A 16,957-nucleotide genomic window follows, 5' to 3' on the forward strand; every position below is an offset into this window, starting at 1 on the left:
ACAGACCTCGGGCGACGCGAAAGGCCGGGAGGGCGGATTTGGGGATCAGGCGGTCCGGCCGGGGGGGCCGGTCGCCGGCGGTAGCGGCGCCAGAGCCTCCGCCGCCACGGCGTCTTGGGCCATGGGCTGCGGGACGGCCAGGGAAAACACCGGCCGGGGTGGTGTCGGGAAGGACGGGGGGGCCAGGGCCCCCTGCCCCGGGTGGTCGCTCGACTCGTCGCGGCGATCGCCGGGCAAGGCCTTGACCAGCATCGACCGGCACAGCGCCGCCGCGTCGATCGTATCGCGGGCGAAGCCGCTTTCGCTTGGACCGGGCGGGCCGCTCGGCGTCACGCCCAAAGCCGAGGCCAGCCAAGCCAGGGCGGCCAGGGCGGTCAGGGGGGCGAGAAGAAGCCGATGGGTCACGCGAACGATCCTTGGTGGCGGGCCTTGGAGCGGCGGCCGGAAAAGCCGATCGGCGGACTATAAGGGAAAGCCCGGCCGATCGGGATCGCTTATTTGACCCCGATCAGCGCCAGCATGATGCCGCCCGAGATGGCGGTGCCGAAGACGCCGGCCAGATTGGGACCCATGGCGTGATAGATCAGATAGTTGGTCGGGTTCTCGCGCAGGGCGACGATATGGGAGACGCGGGCGGCGATCGGCACCGAGGCGATGCCCGCCGACCCGAGCAGCGGATTGATCTTTTCCTTGAGGAACAGGTTCATGATCTTCGCCCCGATCACCCCCGAGGCGGTGCCGAAGATGAAGGCGACCAGTCCGAGCACGACGATCTGCACCGTCTGAATGGTCAGGAAGCTGTCGGCGTTCATCGTCGAGCCGATGGCGACGGTCAGGATGATGATGATGACGTTCATCAGATCATTGGCCGCCGTCTTGACCAGTCGGTCGACCACCAGCACCTCGCGGAACAGATTGCCCAGCATCAGCATGGTGATCAGCGGCGCCACCGGCGGCAGGAACAGATTGACGACGATACCGATGACGATGGGAAAGGCGATCTTTTCCAGGCGGCTGACCGGCCGCGACTGGCGCATGGTGATCAGCCGTTCCTTGCGCGTGGTCAGCAGGCGCATCACCGGCGGCTGGATCAGCGGCATCAGCGCCATATAGGAATAGGCCGCCACCGACACCTGCGGCAGCAGATGGGGGGCCAGTTTCATCGTCACGAAGATCGCCATCGGTCCGTCGGCCCCGCCGATGATGCCGATCGCCCCGGCCTCGGCCAGGGTGAAGCCCAGCAGCTTGGCCAGGATCAGGGCGACGAAGATCCCCAGATGGGCCGCCGCCCCCAGGATCACCAGCTTGGGGTTGGCGATCATCGGGCCGAAATCGGTCATGGCGCCGACGCCAAAGAAGATCAGCGGCGGGATGATCAGCAGCGCCACCCCCTGATAGGCGTAGTTGAACAAGCCGCCCGGCAAGATCAGATCCGAGCCCGGCACATTGGCGATGATGCACGAAAAACCGATGCCGACCAGCAACAGCGGCTCGTATTTCTTCGACACCGCCAGATAGATCATCGTCGCGCCGATGGCGATCATCACCGCGTTGCCCCACCAGAAATGCGAGAGGCCCGTCTGGGATTCCAGCGCCTGGGCGAAGGCGATCAGTTGGTCGAGCACGGTGGGGGTCCCTCGGGCTGGGGGCGAAGGCGATCCCGACGGAGGTCGGGCGGCGGGGGATGGCCGCTTGGGGAAAGCGGCCGGCACAAGCGGCGCGTGGAGAAGGCGAGAGCGGTTTTCTGCCGCTCCAATCTATTGACTCTCGATCACAATCCCTGGGTTACAGGGGGATCGTTCAACGCGGTTTGATCTAGTGGCCACCCTCGCGCATCTTCGCCTCGTCGGCCGCGCCCAGCTTGTTGAGCAGCGGGAACAGGGCCAGAAGAATGCCGATGGCGGAAATGATGGCGATGCTGAGGACGAAGTCGATCAGACTCAGCAACAGGGCGCCGTGCAGGGTGTCCGGGATCATGGGGCCTGATCCTTTCTCTGGGGCGGGCTCCGGCGCGGCCTGGGTCCGGGGCGGAGCCAACCGGCGGGGCGGATGGGTTAAGGGTTAGGGGCTATAGGGTTTTCTGTCAAGGATCGCGCCGCAAGGGCCCGGCGCATAAGGCCCGATCTCCGACCCTCGGTTGATCGGGCCCGGCGACGCGGCCTGTTCTCAGGCATAGGCGTAGGGCCCGCCTTTCTCCAGGGCGCGGGTGAAGGCCGGGCGGGCGTGAATCTTGGCCAGCCAGGCCGCCAGGGCGCGGCGCGATCCCAGGCCGACGCGCGCCGCCGCGGCTTCCACGGGAAAGCTCATCATCACATCGGCCGCCGTCAGCGCCGCGCCGGCGAACCAGCCACCGCCGGTCAGGGTGGTTTCCATCAGATCAAGGTGGCTGTCGATCATCGGCTTCAGATAGCCCTTGCGCATGCCCTGGCCGATCAGCTTGGCCAGCGGACGGATCAGCGGGGTGATCCGCTTGGGCATTTCCTGAAGGACGATATCCATCACCAGCGGCGGCATGGCCGACCCTTCGGCGAAATGCAGCCAATAAGTATAAGCCAGATGGTCATCCGAACCGGCCGGCGGGATCATCCGGCCGCCGCCATGGCGCGACAGGATATACTCCACGATGGCGCCGGTCTCGGCCACCGTATGGCCCTCGTCGGTGATGATCGGCGCTTTGCCCAAAGGATGAATGGCGCGCAGGGCCTCGGGCGCCAGCATCGTTTTGGGATCACGCTGGTAGCGTTCCAGCCCATAGGGGATCTCCAGTTCCTCCAGCAGCCAGAGGACGCGTTGGGACCGCGAGTTGTTGAGGTGGTGCAGGGTGATCATGGGCGTGCTCCTTGAACGGGGGAGGGAGACGACGATCAGGACGGTGGGCCGATGGGGCGGGCGGAAAAAAGGGGACACCGGCCTTCGCCCGTGTCCCCCTGATGGTGGCGGTTCTTGGCGCGACGGCCCTACATCATGCCCAGGGCCCGGGGCAGCCACAGCGACAGGCCCGGCCAATAGGTGACGACGATCAGGAAGCCCAGCATGGTCAGCAGCCAGGGCATCACCGCCACCGTCAGCTCGGATATTCCCATCTTGGTAATGCCCGAGGCGACATAGAGGTTCAGCCCGACCGGCGGATGGCACATGCCGACCTCCATGTTGACGATGATCAGGATGCCGAAATGCACCGGATCGATGCCCAGCTTCATCGCCACCGGGAAAAGAATAGGCGCCATGATCAGAACGATCGATGACGGCTCCATGAAATTGCCCGCCGCCAGCAGCAGGACGTTGACCACCAGCAAGAAGGCGACGATGCCCAGTTCCTTGCCGACGATCCAGTCGGCGATGGCCTGGGGAATGTTCTCATTGGCCAGAACGAAGCTGAACAGCACCGCGTTGGTGATGATGTAGAGCAGCATCGCCGACATCGAGGCCGAGGACAGCAAGATCTTCACCACGCCGCGCAGCGGCATGTCCTTATAGACGAAGACGGCGATCAGAAAGGCGTAGACGGCGCTCATCGCCGCGGCTTCGGTCGGGGTGAAGATCCCGGAATAGATGCCGCCGATGACGATGACGACCAGCATCAGGCCCCAGATCGCCTCGCGGAAGGCCTTGGCCCGGGTCGCCCAACTCGCCTTGGGCAGGCGCGGATAGTTGTTCTTGCGGGCGATGACCGAGGTGGTGACGCCCAGCAAGGTGGCCAGCACCAGCCCGGGGACGACGCCGGCCATGAACAGGGCGCCGACCGAGGTGTTGGTCGCCACCGCGTACATCACCATGACCAGCGACGGCGGGATCAGGATGCCAAGCGCGCCCGAGGTGGTGATGACGCCGGCGCCGAAGCGCCGGGGAAAGCCCTGCTTGACCATCGCCGGCAGCAAGATCGAGCCGATGGCGACGACGGTGGCCGGCGACGAGCCCGAAATGGCGGCGAACAGCGCGCAGGCGACCACGCCGCCCAGCCCCAGGCCGCCATACCAATGGCCGACCATCGCCGTGGCGAAATTGATCATGCGCTTGGCGACCCCGCCGTGGGTCAGGAAGTTGCCCGCCAGAATGAAGAACGGGATCGCCATGATCTCGAACTTCTCGATGCCGGTGAACAGCTTCAAGGCCACCGATTCGATCGGCACCGTGGTCATGGTGAACAGGAAGGTCAGAACCGTCAGGCCGAGCGAGATCGAGATCGGCATGCCCGTCAGCATCAGGCAGAGCAGCAGGGTGAAGATGATGAGGGCGCTCATCGGCCGTCTCCCTTGCCGGTTCCGGTGCCATCATCTGGCTTGTCCCCGGTGTCGTCGTCGTGGGCGATGTCCTTGGGATGGAGGCCGTCGTTCATGGTGAACCAGTTGATGTCCTGGGCGGCGCGCTGGGCATCGGTCTTGTCCTCGTCCAGGCCCTCCACATGGCCATGGTCGTGGTGGGGCAACTCGCCCGTGCGCAGGAAGCCGACGCAGACCTGCAGGAAGCGAAAGCACATCAAGGACGATCCCAGCGGAATGGCGCTGTAGACGATCCAGGTCGGCCACTCGAGGTCGGCGGTGATCGGCCCTTCGTAAAGGTCGCCGATCTCCAGCCCCAGGGCGGTGACGAAGGCGTAATGGGCGCCGTTATCCCAAACGAACGAGCCGCCCAGCACGGCGACGCAGCCGGTGAACGCCGCCCCGGCCAACAGGCCGAAAACGATGAACACGCCGCGCGCCCGGGGTTTCAGGCGGTTGATGACGACGTCGACGCCAACGTGGATGCCGGTGCGCACGCCATAGGCCGCGCCGAATTTCGCCATCCAGACGAACAAGATGATGCAGAGTTCCTGGGCCCAGGCGAAATGCAGATGGCCGACGTAGGGGTAAAGGAAAGCCACGCCGGAGGCGTAGCGATGGACCACGGCGACGAAGATGATCAACGTCGCGGCGGCCATGAGGAAGGCGATGAGCGCCTCCTCGAGGTGGTCGAGGACTTTCACGGGCGGGCTCCACCGACGAACGGGCCGGTCGCGAAACCACGCGCCGGCCCTGCGGGCAAGGCCCCGGGAAGCGACGATGAGGAATCGCGTCCCGGGAAGGATTACCGGATCGGGTTGGGGAAAACCGACCTACTGCTTGGAAACGGCGTAAATCGACTCGATCAGATCCTTGCCGACGCGGCCTTCCATCTCCTTGTGAACGGGCAGCAGGGCGTCTTGCCAGGCCTTCAGTTCATCCTCGGAGGGCATGTGGAATTCGGTCTTGCCCGAAGCCTTCATCGCCGCGAGCGAATCGTCGTTTTCCTGCTGGGCGATGGCATTGGCGAACTTGGTGGAGTCCGCCATCGCCGTTTCCAGCGGTGCGCGGATATCGGCGGGCAGGCCTTCCCAGAACTTCTTGTTCACGATGACCGCATAGCCCAGATAGCCGTGATTGGTCAGCGTGGCATGCTTCTGCACTTCGTGCATCTTCTGGGTATACATGTTCGACGGCGGGTTTTCGGTGCCGTCGACAACGCCGGTCTGCAGGGCCTGATAGACTTCCGAGAAGGCCATCACCTGCGGCAGGGCGCCCAGCGCGCGCATTTCGGCATCGAGCACCTTCGATGACTGGATGCGCATCTTCACGCCCTTGAGGTCGTCGGGCTTGAGCAGCGGCTTGTTGGCGCTGAAAATCTTGAAGCCGTTATCCCAATAGGCCAAGCCTTTGATGCCGCGGCCTTCCAGCTTCTTGAGCAGCGAGGCGCCGATCGGCCCGTCGGTGACGGCGCGCAGCACGTCCTTGGTCGGGAAGATGTAGGGCAGGTCGAAAACCTCGAATTCCTTGACGCCCAGCGGCCCGAATTTGGCCAGGGACGGCGCCAGCATCTGCACGGCGCCAAGCTGGAGGGCTTCGAGTTCCTCTTTGTCCTTGTAAAGCTGCGAGTTGGGATAGACCTCGACCTTGACGCGGCCGGCCGTGCCTTCCTCGGCCAGCTTCTTGAACATCTCGGCGGCCTTGCCCTTGGGGGTATCGGGCGCCACGACATGGCTGAATTTAATGACGATCGGTTCATCGGCGGCCTGAGCGCCCCCGGCGATCATCACCCCCCCCAGAATCAGTCCCATAAATACGGAAAGTTTCATAAGTGTCCTCCCGGTACTGAAATTAAGTTTCCAGTACATCATTCTTGACAGCCAGAACCCATCCCATCCCCATGGAATGCCGCAATCAATGATCGCGGGCCTGGTGCGCCGAAGTATAAGGGGAGGGCGCGCCTCTTCTCAAGAACTCAATTATTAGGGGCTAAATCGCCTGGGGGGACGGGCGATGGTCAGCGCAGGCGCGGCCGAATGGAAATATTCAGCAGCAAACCCGCCGAAACCATCACCGCGATCATCACCGTTCCGCCATAGGATACCAAAGGCAGCGGAATGCCGACCACCGGGATCAATCCCATGACCATCGCCAGATTGACGAAGACATACAGAAAGAACGACGAGGCCACGCCAACGGCGCACAGGCGGCCAAAGACGTATTTGGTGCGCGCCGCCACGATGTATCCGTAAATGACGATGGCGCAGCAGGCGCCAAGGATCAGCATGCCGCCGAACATGCCCAGTTCCTCGGCGATGACCACGAAGATGAAATCCGTGTGCTTTTCGGGCAGGAAGCCAAGCTGGCTTTGCGAGCCGTTGAGCAGGCCCTTGCCCCAGATCCCCCCCGACCCCAGGGCGATCTTCGATTGAATGATGTTATAGCCCGCCCCCAAGGGATCGCGCTCGGGGTTGAGGAAGGTCAGAACCCGGGCCTTCTGGTAGTCGTGCATGTGGCTCCACAGCACCGGCAGCGAGACACCGGCGGCGGTGAAGGCGACGACCAGCGTCCATAACGGCAGACCGCCGAGCAGGGCGATGATGCCGCCGGTGGCGGCAAGCAGGATGCTGGTGCCGAGATTGGGCTGCAAGAACACTAGCCCCACCGGCAGCAGGGTCAGGAAGGCGGCGGGCAAGGCGGCCAGCAAGGTGGTGCAGCGGTCGTTGGGCAGGTGGTGGTAATAGCGCGCCAAAGCCACGATCAGCCCGACCTTCATGAACTCCGAGGGCTGAACGGCGACCACCCCCAGGTTCAACCAGCGCTGGGCCCCCATGCCGACATGGCCAAAAACCGCCACGCCGACCAGGGCCAGCAGGAAGAAGCCATAAATGGCATAGGCCGCGTGCATGATCAGCCGCACGTTGACGCAGGCCAAGGCCAGGGCGGCGACGAGACCGATGCCGAAGCGGATCAGATGGCTGTCCGCCCAGGGATCGGCCCGCCCGCCGGCGGCCGAGAACAGGGCCAGGGCCCCCACCAGCGATAGAAAGGCCAGCGCCAGCAGGAACAAGATATCGTGGATGCGCAGCGAGGCTACCACATGCCAGGGCGTAACCAGCGGCTCGTCGAGCAGCTCTTTTTTCGCCACGCGTCTTTACTCCGCTACCCCGCCCCGGAGGGCGGGGCGCTTGATGATGGCGCCGCTCCGTCTAGGAACGGCTGTCTGGTGTTTTGTCCGCCGGCCGCAGCAGCGACACGATGACGCCCAAAGCCAGCAGGGCGAAGGTTACGCCCAGCGAGACCGAAGCCGGCATTTTGCCGATGAACTCGGCATAGAAGATCTTCGATCCGATGAAGATCAGCACCGCCGCCAAGGCGTAGTGCAGGTATACGAAGCGATGGACCATCGCCGCCAGAGCAAAATAGAGGGCGCGCAGGCCGAGGATGGCAAAGATGTTGCTGGTGTAGACGATGAAGGGATCGGTGGTGATGGCGAACACCGCCGGCACGCTGTCCACGGCGAACAGCACGTCGGTGGCTTCGACCACCACCAGGGCCAGGAACAGCGGCGTCGCCCAGGCGACGCTCTTTCCGGTTTCGGGATGGGGGCGACGCACCCAGAAGCGCTCGCCGTCCAGTTCCTCGGTCACCCGCAGATGGCGGCGCAGGAAGCCGATCAGCTTGTTGTCGGCCAGCGACGCCGCGTCATCCTCGTTGCGCGAGACCATCATCTTGACGCCGGTCAGGATCAGGAAGGCGCCGAACAGATAAAGGATCCAGTGGAATTCCGAGATCAGGGCGGCACCCAGGCCAATCATGATGCCACGCAGCACGATGACGCCCAGGATACCCCAGAACAGAACCCGGTGCTGATAGGCGCGGGGAATGGCGAAATAGCTGAAAACCAGCGAAATGACGAAGATGTTGTCTAGCGACAGGCTTTTTTCGACGACATAGCCCGTCAGATAGTCCATCCCAGCGGTTTCACCCAGATACCACCAAACCCAGCCGCCATAGGCCAGGGCGACGGCGATATAGAAAACCGACAGCCGCAGGCTTTGGGCGATCGAAATGTCGTGGGATTTGCGGTTGAGAACGCCGAGGTCGAGAATCAGCAGGACAAGAACGACGGCGATAAAGGCCAGCCATGCCCAGGCGGGTTTCCCCATCACCGGGATGAATAAAAAATCGAGGAGTTCCACGGGGAACCTCCGGGGTCTTCGAGGCGCCGCGTCAGCGCGAAGACGGCGGAAAGGTCCGACATCGCGGTGACCGCCGTCACCGCCAGAGGGGCCCGGACCCGGGTGTGGCGTGATATGGGGGCGCCGTGGTCTTTTCGGCAAGGGAGGCGGCGCGGCTTCTTTTTTGGGCGTTTTTTGGGCGGGGCGGGTGATTGTTCATGAATCATGAACAGTGATGTTCTCCGTTTCCCGGTTCCCCCGGCGCTCCGCAACCCCCACCTTGTTGGGGTACGGCGGCCTGAAGGGGCCTTAAGCCGTGCAGGAACCCAAGACTGGAGATCCGTTCAATGACTGCGATCCGTTCCCGCGCGACCCGCGCCTTCGCCCCGCTCGCCCTGGCCGCCGGCCTTGGGCTGTTCGCCATCCACCCGGCCCTGGCGGCGCCCGAGACCTATAAGGTCGATCCCGCCCACACCCATGTGCTGTTCAAGGTCAGCCATTTCGGCTTCTCCACCTTCGTCGGCAAGTTCAAAACCTTCGAGGGCAGCGTCGTTCTTGACGAGGCCAAGCCCGCTGACAGCAAGGTCGCTTTCACCATCGATTTGGCCGGGGTGTCGACCGATGTCGCCAAGCTCGACGAGCACCTGAAGTCGGCCGATTTCTTCGATGTCGCCAAATTCCCCACCGCCACCTTCAAAAGCACCGCCGTGACCCTGACCGGCGACAAGACCGCCAAGGTCGTTGGCGATCTGACCCTGCATGGCGTGACCAAGCCCGTCACCCTTGATGTCGTCCTCAACAAAATCGGCGCCAATCCGGTGTCCAACGCCCAATCCGCCGGCTTTGGCGCGACGACCACCCTCAAGCGCAGCGATTTCGGCATCACCACCTATTCGCCCAACATCGGCGAGGACGTGGTGATCGAGATCCAGTTGGAAGGCCAGCGGTCCTAAGGTTTCGTTCTTTTAGGAGGATCGGTCATGGCCCTTCCCTTCGGCGACGAGGCCGCGCGCTACGGCGCGGTCAGCCGGATCGCCCATTGGCTTACCGCCCTTGCGGTTATCGCATTGATCGGCCTGGGCTGGGTCATGGCCGACCTGCCTTTGGGTGCCCAAAAGCTCGAGCTTTACGCCCTGCATAAATCGATCGGCGCCCTGGTGCTGATGGTGACCCTGGCCCGCCTGGGCTGGCGCTTGGCGCAACGCGGTCCAAGCGGCCATGCCGAGCATGCGCCCTGGGAACGGGTGATGGCCAAGGCCGCCCATGTCGGCCTTTATGCCGGCCTGCTGGCCATGCCGCTGACCGGTTGGATCGCCAGTTCGGCGGCCAATTTCCCGGTCAGCGTCTTTGGGCTGTTCACCCTGCCCAATCTTGTCGCTCCCGATCAGGCCCTGCGCGAAGCCGCCGCCACGCTTCATGGCGCCCTGGCCTGGGGGGTGGTTGGGCTGATCGTTCTTCACGCCGCCGGGGCGGTGAAACATCACCTGATCGACCGCGACGATACGCTGCGGCGCATGCTTCCCCTCGCCCGCCGCCCTTCCCGATAAGGACTTGCCAGAATGATCCCCCGTTCCGTTTCCCGGCTGTTCGCCCTGGCGCTTTTCGCCTCCCTCGGCGCCCTGCCCAAGCCCGGCTTCGCCGCCGATCCTTGGACCGCCGATGCGGCGGCCAGCCGTCTGACTTTCCAGGGTACCCAGATGGGGGCGGCCTTTGACGGCCGCTTCCAGGCCTTCACCCCGCAGATCACCTTCTCGCCCGATGATCTGGCGGGCAGCGCCGTGGCCGTCACCATCGACATGGCCTCGGCGGTGACCGGCAGCCCCGATCGCGATGGCGAGATCGGCAAGCCGGCGTGGTTCGATGTGGCGGCCCATCCCACCGCTGGCTTCGTCACCACCGCCATCACCCCGGCCGCCGAGGGCAAGGGCTATGTCGGCAAGGCTGATCTGACCATTCGCGGCATCACCAAGGCGGTGGAGGTTCCCTTCACCGTGACCATCGACGGCGCCAAGGCGGTGGCCGAGGGCCAAGTGACCGTCGACCGCACCGATTTCAGCGTCGGCACCGGCGAATGGGCCGGCGACGGCGCCGTCGGGCGCAAGGTGACCATCGCCTTCCACATCGAAGCCACGCGCTGAGGGGTTCTCAGCGCCCGTCCAGGGCGGTGAGAAGCGGCCCGAGGTGGGTCTGGAACCGCCGGCCGCGACCGACGGAGGCGTCGGTGATCGGCTGGCGGACCTGGACCTGGGACAAGGTGGTGACCGCCCGCCCGCCCCGGGTATGGTCAAGGCAGGCCTCGTCCCACTCCAGGCCAAGGTGGGCGACCAGCCGGCGGGCCTCGGCCTCCGGGTCGGCGACCAGGGCCTCGTAATCAACGGCGGTCATGCGCTCATCGCCCAGCACGGCCTGCCAGTGGCCGGTCAGCCGCTCTTGAAGGCGATAGTAGCGCCCGGCCCGCCCCAGATCGGTGGTCCAGGCGTGGCCCTGGCCGAACAGATTGCGAAAGCACGACAGGCAGCAATCGACGGGATCGCGCCGGCACCAGATGATCCTGGCGCCGGGCAGGGCGGCGGCGATCAGCCCCAGATGCAGCCAGTTACCCGGGGTCTTGTTGATGATGCGCCCGGCCCGGGGGGCGAGGCCGCGCAGGCGGTCGCGATAATCCGCCCCCAAAGCCGCTAGCCGCTCGGGATCAAGGCCTTGCGGATCGGCGCTATAGCCGCCCAGGCCGTTGGCGACCACCCTTTCGCCAAACAGCAAGATCTCGCCGGCGCCATGGATCGCCCGGTGGCGGTCAAGGATCTGTTCGACCAGCGTGGTGCCCGAGCGCGGCATGCCGACGATGAACACCGGCAAAGGATCGCCCTCGCCGACCGGCCGCAGCTTGGGCGTCCAGCGTTCCAGGCTGTCGACCATGGCGCTCAGCGCCGGCAGTTCATCGGGCAGGCCCCTGCCCTTCAGGCTGTTGCCCGCCTGATAATGGGCGAAGGCCTCGTCGTCGCGGCCCATGTCCTCCAGCGCCTTGGCGCTGGCGAAATGCAGCTTTACCGCCTCTTCGGCGCTCCTCTCGCCCAGGCTGGGCAGCAGGGCCGCCAGGGCCGGCCAGTCCGGGTCGTCGGGGCGGAAGGTCTTGGCTTTCGACAGCGCGACCAGGGCGGCCAGCGACGTGGGTTGCCGCTTCAAGGCAAGGCGGGCCGTCGCCTCGGCCTCGGCCAGACGGCCGAGGCTGAGCAGCAGATCGGTGCGCAGGCTGAGCGCCTCGGCGTCATTGGGGGCCAGGGCTAGGGCGCGGGCGCTGGGCGCTTCGGCGTCATTGGGGCGCTGGTCAAGCAGCCGGGCTCCGGCCAGGGCAATCCAACTGGCGGCCTCGCGCGGCAGACGGCGGGTGGCGTCCAGGGCCTCGGCCTCGGCCTCGCGGGGATGGCCGGCCGCGATCAGCAGACGGGCCAGACGCAGGCGCAAGGCGCCGTCCTTGGGGGCGAGGCGCACCGCCGCCCGGGCATGATCAATGGCGCCGGCCAGATCGCCCTTGCGGGCCAGCAGCATCGCCAGATTGCCGCGGTGGGTGGCGTTATCGGGGTCGAGCCGGACCGCCTGACCCAGCGCCTTCACCGCCGCTTCGGCCTGACCGGCGGCGAACAGGCATTCGGCCATTTCGGCTTGGAGAACGGCCGCGCCCGGGGTGGCGGCCAGGGCCGCGCGATAGCGGGCGATCGCCTCGCCTAGGCGCCCCTGACGGCGCAAGGCGCGCGCCGCCGCGTGATGGCCCTGCATGGATGGGTCCTTTTTCCGCCAATTTCGCCCCCGTCTATAGCATGGGTTAATCCCCCAGGGGAAAGCCGGCGCGCCGCGAGACGGTGCGCAGGCTGAAGGCCGAGCGGATGCGGGCGACGCCGGGCAGGCGGGTGAGATAGATCTTGTGGATGCGTTCGAAATCAAGGGTGTCGGCGGCGACGAAGCGCAGCAGGTAATCGGCGCTGCCCGACATCAGGTGGCATTCCATGACCTCCGGGCAGACTCGGACCGCCGCCTCGAAGGCCGATAAACTGGCCTCCGACTGGCTGGCCAGGGTGATCTCAACGAAAATCGAGGCCGGTTTGCCAAGGGCGATCTGATCGAGCACCGCCGTATAACCGCCGATCACCCCCTCGTCTTCCAGCCGCTTCACCCGCCGCAGGCAGGCCGAAGCCGATAGGCCGATGCGCTCGGCAAGCTCGGTGTTGGTGATGCGGCCGTCGCATTGTAAGGCCCGCAGAATCTTACGATCTAGCGTATCGAGGGCGACCATTGGCACGATCCACGAAAATTCGGACGATTTCCGCCTGAATGTTGTGCATAGGCGCATAGGCCCTGGTCGTTTCGCAAGCACATTTCACCGAATCCGGCGCAGAGTTTTGATCTCTCGTCACCATCCCCCGCCGCGCGGGCCTTGAAGGATTGTCGCATGCGTATCGGTGTTCCCAAGGAAATCAAGAATCACGAATACCGGGTCGGCCTGACCCCCAATAGCGTTCATGAATTCGTCGACCACGGTCACGCCGTGGTGGTGGAAAGCGGCGCTGGCCTGGGCATCGGCTCGACCGACGCCGATTACATCAAGGCCGGCGCCACCATCGCTGCGACGGCGGCCGAGGTGTTCGCCGGCGCCGAGATGGTGATCAAGGTCAAGGAGCCCCAGGCGGTTGAATGCGCCATGCTGCGCCCCGGCCAGATCCTTTACACCTATCTGCACCTCGCCCCCGATCCCGAGCAGACCCGCGCCCTGATCGCCTCGGGCGCCACCTGCATCGCCTATGAGACGGTGACCGACGCCAAGGGCGGCCTGCCGCTGCTGGCGCCGATGTCCCAGGTGGCCGGTCGCATGGCGATCCAGGCCGGCGCCCATTGCCTGGAAAAGGCCCATGGCGGCGAAGGCGTGCTGTTGGGCGGCGTGCCCGGGGTCGCCCCGGCCAAGGTGGCGATCATCGGCGGCGGCGTGGTCGGCGAGAACGCCGCGCAGATCGCCCTGGGCATCGGCGCCGAGGTCACGGTGCTTGATCGCTCGCTCGACGCCCTCGCCCGGCTGTCGGCGCGCTTTGGCGCCGGCCTCAAGACCGTCTATTCAACCCGGGCGGCGCTGGAGCAAACGGTGCTCGAGTCCGATCTGGTGATCGGCGCGGTGCTGGTGAAGGGCGCCGCTACCCCCAAGCTGGTGACTCGCGCCATGCTGGGCCGCATGCGCCCCGGCGCGGTGCTGGTCGATGTGGCGATCGATCAGGGCGGCTGCTTCGAGACATCAAAGGCGACCACCCACGACGCGCCGACCTATGTCGTCGATGGCGTGGTTCATTACTGCGTGGCCAATATGCCCGGCGCCGTCGCCCGCACCTCGACCTATGCGCTCACCAACGCCACCCTGCCCTATGGTCTGGCGATCGCCACCAAGGGCTGGAAGGCGGCGCTGGCCGATGATCCCGGCTTGCTCGAAGGGCTGAACGTCCACGCCGGCAAGGTCACCTGCGCCCCGGTCGCCGCCGAATTGGGTTATGAGCACACCCCGGCGGCGTCGGTGCTGGGCGCGTAACCCGGCTAAGATCCGGGCGGGGGGATGGGCGCGCCTGGGACGGCGGCCCTCAGGGCGTTTTGCCGGGCGCCGTTTGGTCAAGCGCCACGTCCATCCCCCGCGCCTCCACCGCCTCGGTGACCTGATCGGCCAACCGCAGGGCGCGGATGATCATCGGCACTGCCAGGGCGAACCACGCCCTTTCGCGGCCGCGCGCCGCCATCGCCTCGCGGGTCTCCTTGGCCAGCCCCATCAGCACCGGGATGAAGCGGATGGCCAGGGTTAGGGCGAAGGACACGACCTCGGGACGCAGGCCGAAGCGGGCGAAGGGTTTGAGCGGTCCTTCGAGCGCCGCCATCATCGCCGAAAGCGAGGTGGTATAGGTGACCAGCGAGGCGGCCAGCACCAGGGCGACCAGCCGGGCCGAAACCGCCACCGCCTCGGCCCAGCCGGCCAGCCACCATTGGCTGGCGGCGATCAGCACCAGGAAGAAAGCCAGGGCGCGCAGTTGACCGACCGCCCGCCGCCAGCCCAGGCCGCAGGCCGGATAGACCAGAAAGATCGCCAGGGCCAGCCCGCACAGCGCCCAGGGATTGTTCACGGGAAACAGCACGGTGCCGAGCACCGCCAGCCCCAGCAGCTTCGCCCCGGCGGGCAGGCGATGAAGGATCGATCGCCCGGGAACATAAAGGGCGGCGATCATCCGCCGTCCCGCGCGCTGATCAGGGTTTCATAGAAGGCGCGGGCCTGGGCCGGCGGGCCGTCATGGACGATCCGGCCGCCATCGATGACCAGCACCCGGTCATAGGCGGCCAGCAGGTCGAGGTCGTGGGTGGCCAGCACCACCCGCTGCGCCAGTCCGGCGACCAGGCGGGCGAACATCCTGCGACCGGCGAGATCAAGCATGGTCGTCGGCTCGTCCATCACCAGGATCTCGGGATCAAGCGCCATCACCCCGGCCAGGGCGAGGCGCTGCTTCTCGCCGCCCGAGAGCATATAGGCCGGGCGGTCGTCAAAGCCGGCCAGACCGAAGCGGGCCAGGGCGGCGGCCACCCGGCGGGCGACCTCGGCCTTGTCGAGCTTCAGGCCCTTGAGGCCAAAGGCGATGTCCTCGGCCGGGGTCGGCATGACGATCTGGGCGTCGGGGTGCTGGAACAGGAAGCCGACCTTGCGCCGCACCGCCCGCACCTCTTTGGCGACACTCATCCCATCGACCTCCACCGTGCCGGCGGCGGGCTTGGCAAGGCCGTTGATCAGGCGGATCAGCGTGCTTTTGCCCGCGCCGTTGGCGCCGATGATCCCGACCCGGGCTTCCTTCAGGGTCAGGGTCAGATCGTGCAGGATCGGCCGGCCGTCCTCGGCCTCGACCCGCACGCCGGTGAAGACGATGGTCTGGGTCATTCCGCGGTGTCTGGCTGGACCGCGACCTCAAGCAGGCTGGTGAAGCAGCCTTCCATCACCGGGCCGGCCTCGACCAGATCGCTGTAAAGGCTGACATTGGCGACAACGACCTCGCGCCCGGTGCCGGCGGGGCGGCGGCGGCTCTCGCGGGCTTCCAGGCGCAGGCGGCTGCCCACCGGCGCCGGGCGCAGGAAGCGCACCCGCTCATAGGAACGCTGCCAGCTGCGCGTGCCCTCGGGATAGCCCAGGGCCTTGCCCAGGCCGCCAACCGCCAGACTGAGCAGCAGGGCGCCGGGCAAGACGGTATCGCCGCCGGCCAGCCCCTCGGCCTCGGCGCGGGCGGGGTCGATGTGGATCCACTGGTCATCGCCGGTCAGCGCGCAAAAGGCGTCGGCGGTGGCCTGGGGGATCGGCTGGTCAAGGGGGGCGGTGGTCGAAGAAAGGGTCACAGTTTGGCCTCGATCGCATTCCAAAGGTCGGCTTCCAGGCAAACCCCGTCGAAACGGTCGATTTCCTGGATGCCCGTGGGAGAGGTGACGTTGATTTCGGTCAGCCAGTCGCCGATAACGTCGATACCGACGAACAGCAGGCCCTTTTCGCGCAGAATCGGGCCGATGGCTTCACAGATTTCCAGATCGCGGGCGGTCAGCGGCGTTTTTTCCGGACGACCGCCGATATGCATGTTCGACCGCGCCTCGCCGGCGGCGGGCACGCGGTTGACGGCGCCGGCCGCCTTGCCGTCGATCAGGATCACCCGCTTGTCGCCCTGGCGGATTTCGGGCAGGTAGCGCTGGACCATGACCGGCTCGCGCGAGCGTTGGGCGAACATTTCAAGCAAGGCATTGAGGTTTTCGTCGCCCGGAGCGATGTGGAACACCCCGGCGCCGCCGTTACCATACAGGGGTTTGACGATGATATCGCCCCATTCGGCGCGGAAGGCGGCGATCGCGGCCCGATCAAGGGTGATCAGGGTTGGCGGCATCAACTCGGGGAAGCGGGTGACGAACAGCTTTTCCGGGGCGTTGCGCACCTCGGTCGGATCATTGACCACCAGGGTTTTGGGGTGGATGTGATCAAGCAGATGGGTGGCGGTGATATAGGCCATATCAAAAGGCGGATCCTGGCGCATCAGCACCACTTCGACATCGGACCCCAGGTCGATGGTTTCGGGCGCGCCAAAGGAAAAGTGGTGGCCCGCCTCGCGGCGCACGCTCAAAGGATGGGCCTTCGCCGTCACCCTGCCATCGCGGAACACCAGATCCTGGGCCAGATAATGCCACAGCCGATGGCCGCGCGCCTGGGCTTCCAGGGCAAGGGCGAAGGTGCTGTCGCCGTTGATATCAATCGCCGCCATGGGATCCATCTGGATCGCCACGCGGAGGGTAGTCGAAGACTGGGTCATAGGCGTTCCTGGCCCCGGGGAGGAAGAAAAGTCAGCCGAAGATAGGCACAACCCCACGCCCGCGCCATCCCCCAGCGCAAAAGAGCCCAAGGCGGGGCTGCTTGATCAACCGACGCAGGGCACATCTTTTTTCCTGTGATGTCATTCACGTTGATATTCACCATCGGCAAGG

19 protein-coding genes are annotated in these 16,957 nt (G+C 65.7%); 4 read left to right on the forward strand and 15 right to left on the reverse strand.

The window, feature by feature from the left end; genetic code table 11:
• Window positions 1-45: 45 nt before the first annotated feature.
• From RRU_RS18955 to RRU_RS18990, 9 genes are all read right to left on the reverse strand, one after another.
• Window positions 46-405, reverse strand: a complete 360-nt coding sequence (locus RRU_RS18955) for a hypothetical protein (RefSeq protein ID WP_011391419.1) — start codon at window positions 403-405, stop codon at window positions 46-48.
• An 89-nt stretch (window positions 406-494) separates the two neighbouring features.
• The gene (locus RRU_RS18960; protein WP_011391420.1) at window positions 495-1,625 is read right to left on the reverse strand and encodes a sodium ion-translocating decarboxylase subunit beta; all 1,131 of its coding nucleotides are present in this window, start codon (window positions 1,623-1,625) and stop codon (window positions 495-497) included.
• Window positions 1,626-1,815: 190 nt separating this feature from the next.
• Window positions 1,816-1,977, reverse strand: a complete 162-nt coding sequence (locus RRU_RS19875; RefSeq protein ID WP_011391421.1) for a hypothetical protein — start codon at window positions 1,975-1,977, stop codon at window positions 1,816-1,818.
• Window positions 1,978-2,166: 189 nt separating this feature from the next.
• Window positions 2,167-2,829 carry a glutathione S-transferase family protein gene (locus tag RRU_RS18965; protein ID WP_011391422.1) on the reverse strand — a complete coding sequence of 221 codons (663 nt, stop codon included), beginning with the start codon at window positions 2,827-2,829 and terminating at the stop codon, window positions 2,167-2,169.
• Between the two features lie 128 nt (window positions 2,830-2,957).
• Window positions 2,958-4,241 (reverse strand): TRAP transporter large permease, encoded by a 1,284-nt coding sequence (locus RRU_RS18970; RefSeq protein WP_011391423.1) that lies wholly within the window; start codon window positions 4,239-4,241, stop codon window positions 2,958-2,960.
• Entirely contained in the window at window positions 4,238-4,963 is a 726-nt protein-coding gene (locus RRU_RS18975; RefSeq protein ID WP_011391424.1) for a TRAP transporter small permease, read from the reverse strand. The genes RRU_RS18970 and RRU_RS18975 overlap by 4 nt, the downstream gene beginning before the upstream one ends.
• A gap of 129 nt (window positions 4,964-5,092) precedes the next feature.
• Window positions 5,093-6,070 (reverse strand): TRAP transporter substrate-binding protein, encoded by a 978-nt coding sequence (locus RRU_RS18980; RefSeq protein WP_014626635.1) that lies wholly within the window; start codon window positions 6,068-6,070, stop codon window positions 5,093-5,095.
• Between the two features lie 206 nt (window positions 6,071-6,276).
• Window positions 6,277-7,407 carry a rod shape-determining protein RodA gene (gene rodA, locus RRU_RS18985; RefSeq protein ID WP_011391426.1) on the reverse strand — a complete coding sequence of 377 codons (1,131 nt, stop codon included), beginning with the start codon at window positions 7,405-7,407 and terminating at the stop codon, window positions 6,277-6,279.
• Window positions 7,408-7,468: 61 nt separating this feature from the next.
• A complete protein-coding gene (locus tag RRU_RS18990) occupies window positions 7,469-8,461 on the reverse strand; it encodes a TerC family protein (protein ID WP_011391427.1) in 993 nt (330 codons plus the stop codon).
• Between the two features lie 326 nt (window positions 8,462-8,787).
• On the opposite strand from RRU_RS18990, the gene RRU_RS18995 reads away from it, so the two are divergent.
• The 3 genes from RRU_RS18995 to RRU_RS19005 are packed head-to-tail and all read left to right on the forward strand — an operon-like array spanning window position 8,788 to window position 10,578.
• The gene (locus RRU_RS18995) at window positions 8,788-9,393 is read left to right on the forward strand and encodes a YceI family protein (protein WP_011391428.1); all 606 of its coding nucleotides are present in this window, start codon (window positions 8,788-8,790) and stop codon (window positions 9,391-9,393) included.
• 27 nt (window positions 9,394-9,420) lie between these two features.
• Window positions 9,421-9,987: a cytochrome b gene (locus tag RRU_RS19000; protein WP_011391429.1), complete on the forward strand. Its 567-nt coding sequence runs from the start codon at window positions 9,421-9,423 to the stop codon at window positions 9,985-9,987.
• A gap of 12 nt (window positions 9,988-9,999) precedes the next feature.
• Window positions 10,000-10,578 (forward strand): YceI family protein, encoded by a 579-nt coding sequence (locus RRU_RS19005; RefSeq protein WP_011391430.1) that lies wholly within the window; start codon window positions 10,000-10,002, stop codon window positions 10,576-10,578.
• Between the two features lie 7 nt (window positions 10,579-10,585).
• On the opposite strand, the gene RRU_RS19010 is transcribed toward RRU_RS19005, so the two are convergent.
• Window positions 10,586-12,214 (reverse strand): tetratricopeptide repeat-containing sulfotransferase family protein, encoded by a 1,629-nt coding sequence (locus RRU_RS19010; protein WP_011391431.1) that lies wholly within the window; start codon window positions 12,212-12,214, stop codon window positions 10,586-10,588.
• 46 nt (window positions 12,215-12,260) lie between these two features.
• Window positions 12,261-12,728 carry an Lrp/AsnC family transcriptional regulator gene (locus RRU_RS19015; protein ID WP_014626636.1) on the reverse strand — a complete coding sequence of 156 codons (468 nt, stop codon included), beginning with the start codon at window positions 12,726-12,728 and terminating at the stop codon, window positions 12,261-12,263.
• Between the two features lie 156 nt (window positions 12,729-12,884).
• Between RRU_RS19015 and ald the strand changes: the two genes are divergently transcribed.
• Window positions 12,885-14,003, forward strand: coding sequence for an alanine dehydrogenase (ald, locus tag RRU_RS19020; protein WP_011391433.1), 1,119 nt, complete (start codon window positions 12,885-12,887; stop codon window positions 14,001-14,003).
• 49 nt (window positions 14,004-14,052) lie between these two features.
• Here the strand turns inward: ald and RRU_RS19025 are convergent, their stop codons facing one another.
• From RRU_RS19025 to gshB, 4 genes are read right to left on the reverse strand one after another with little or no spacing between them, the layout of a single operon-like run.
• Window positions 14,053-14,685, reverse strand: coding sequence for an energy-coupling factor transporter transmembrane component T family protein (locus RRU_RS19025; RefSeq protein ID WP_011391434.1), 633 nt, complete (start codon window positions 14,683-14,685; stop codon window positions 14,053-14,055).
• A complete protein-coding gene (locus tag RRU_RS19030; RefSeq protein ID WP_011391435.1) occupies window positions 14,682-15,383 on the reverse strand; it encodes an energy-coupling factor ABC transporter ATP-binding protein in 702 nt (233 codons plus the stop codon). Before RRU_RS19030 ends, RRU_RS19025 begins: the two co-directional genes overlap by 4 nt.
• Window positions 15,380-15,832 (reverse strand): MaoC family dehydratase, encoded by a 453-nt coding sequence (locus tag RRU_RS19035; protein WP_011391436.1) that lies wholly within the window; start codon window positions 15,830-15,832, stop codon window positions 15,380-15,382. The genes RRU_RS19030 and RRU_RS19035 overlap by 4 nt, the downstream gene beginning before the upstream one ends.
• A complete protein-coding gene (gshB, locus tag RRU_RS19040) occupies window positions 15,829-16,785 on the reverse strand; it encodes a glutathione synthase (RefSeq protein ID WP_011391437.1) in 957 nt (318 codons plus the stop codon). Before gshB ends, RRU_RS19035 begins: the two co-directional genes overlap by 4 nt.
• Window positions 16,786-16,957 lie beyond the last annotated feature (172 nt).

Origin of the sequence: Rhodospirillum rubrum ATCC 11170 (assembly GCF_000013085.1) — a bacterium.
Taxonomy (GTDB): Bacteria; Pseudomonadota; Alphaproteobacteria; order Rhodospirillales; family Rhodospirillaceae; genus Rhodospirillum; species Rhodospirillum rubrum.

Bases quoted from the DNA above. Each gene is read 5' to 3' on its own strand.
- RRU_RS19875 (WP_011391421.1), bottom strand. From the start codon at position 1,977: ATGATCCCGGACACCCTGCACGGCGCCCTGTTGCTGAGTCTGATCGAC.
- RRU_RS18965 (WP_011391422.1), bottom strand. From the start codon at position 2,829: ATGATCACCCTGCACCACCTCAACAACTCGCGGTCCCAACGCGTCCTC.
- RRU_RS18970 (WP_011391423.1), bottom strand. From the start codon at position 4,241: ATGAGCGCCCTCATCATCTTCACCCTGCTGCTCTGCCTGATGCTGACG.
- RRU_RS18980 (WP_014626635.1), bottom strand. From the start codon at position 6,070: ATGGGACTGATTCTGGGGGGGGTGATGATCGCCGGGGGCGCTCAGGCC.
- RRU_RS18995 (WP_011391428.1), top strand. From the start codon at position 8,788: ATGACTGCGATCCGTTCCCGCGCGACCCGCGCCTTCGCCCCGCTCGCC.
- RRU_RS19000 (WP_011391429.1), top strand. From the start codon at position 9,421: ATGGCCCTTCCCTTCGGCGACGAGGCCGCGCGCTACGGCGCGGTCAGC.
- RRU_RS19005 (WP_011391430.1), top strand. From the start codon at position 10,000: ATGATCCCCCGTTCCGTTTCCCGGCTGTTCGCCCTGGCGCTTTTCGCC.
- RRU_RS19010 (WP_011391431.1), bottom strand. From the start codon at position 12,214: ATGCAGGGCCATCACGCGGCGGCGCGCGCCTTGCGCCGTCAGGGGCGC.
- RRU_RS19015 (WP_014626636.1), bottom strand. From the start codon at position 12,728: ATGGTCGCCCTCGATACGCTAGATCGTAAGATTCTGCGGGCCTTACAA.
- ald (WP_011391433.1), top strand. From the start codon at position 12,885: ATGCGTATCGGTGTTCCCAAGGAAATCAAGAATCACGAATACCGGGTC.
- RRU_RS19025 (WP_011391434.1), bottom strand. From the start codon at position 14,685: ATGATCGCCGCCCTTTATGTTCCCGGGCGATCGATCCTTCATCGCCTG.
- RRU_RS19030 (WP_011391435.1), bottom strand. From the start codon at position 15,383: ATGACCCAGACCATCGTCTTCACCGGCGTGCGGGTCGAGGCCGAGGAC.
- gshB (WP_011391437.1), bottom strand. From the start codon at position 16,785: ATGACCCAGTCTTCGACTACCCTCCGCGTGGCGATCCAGATGGATCCC.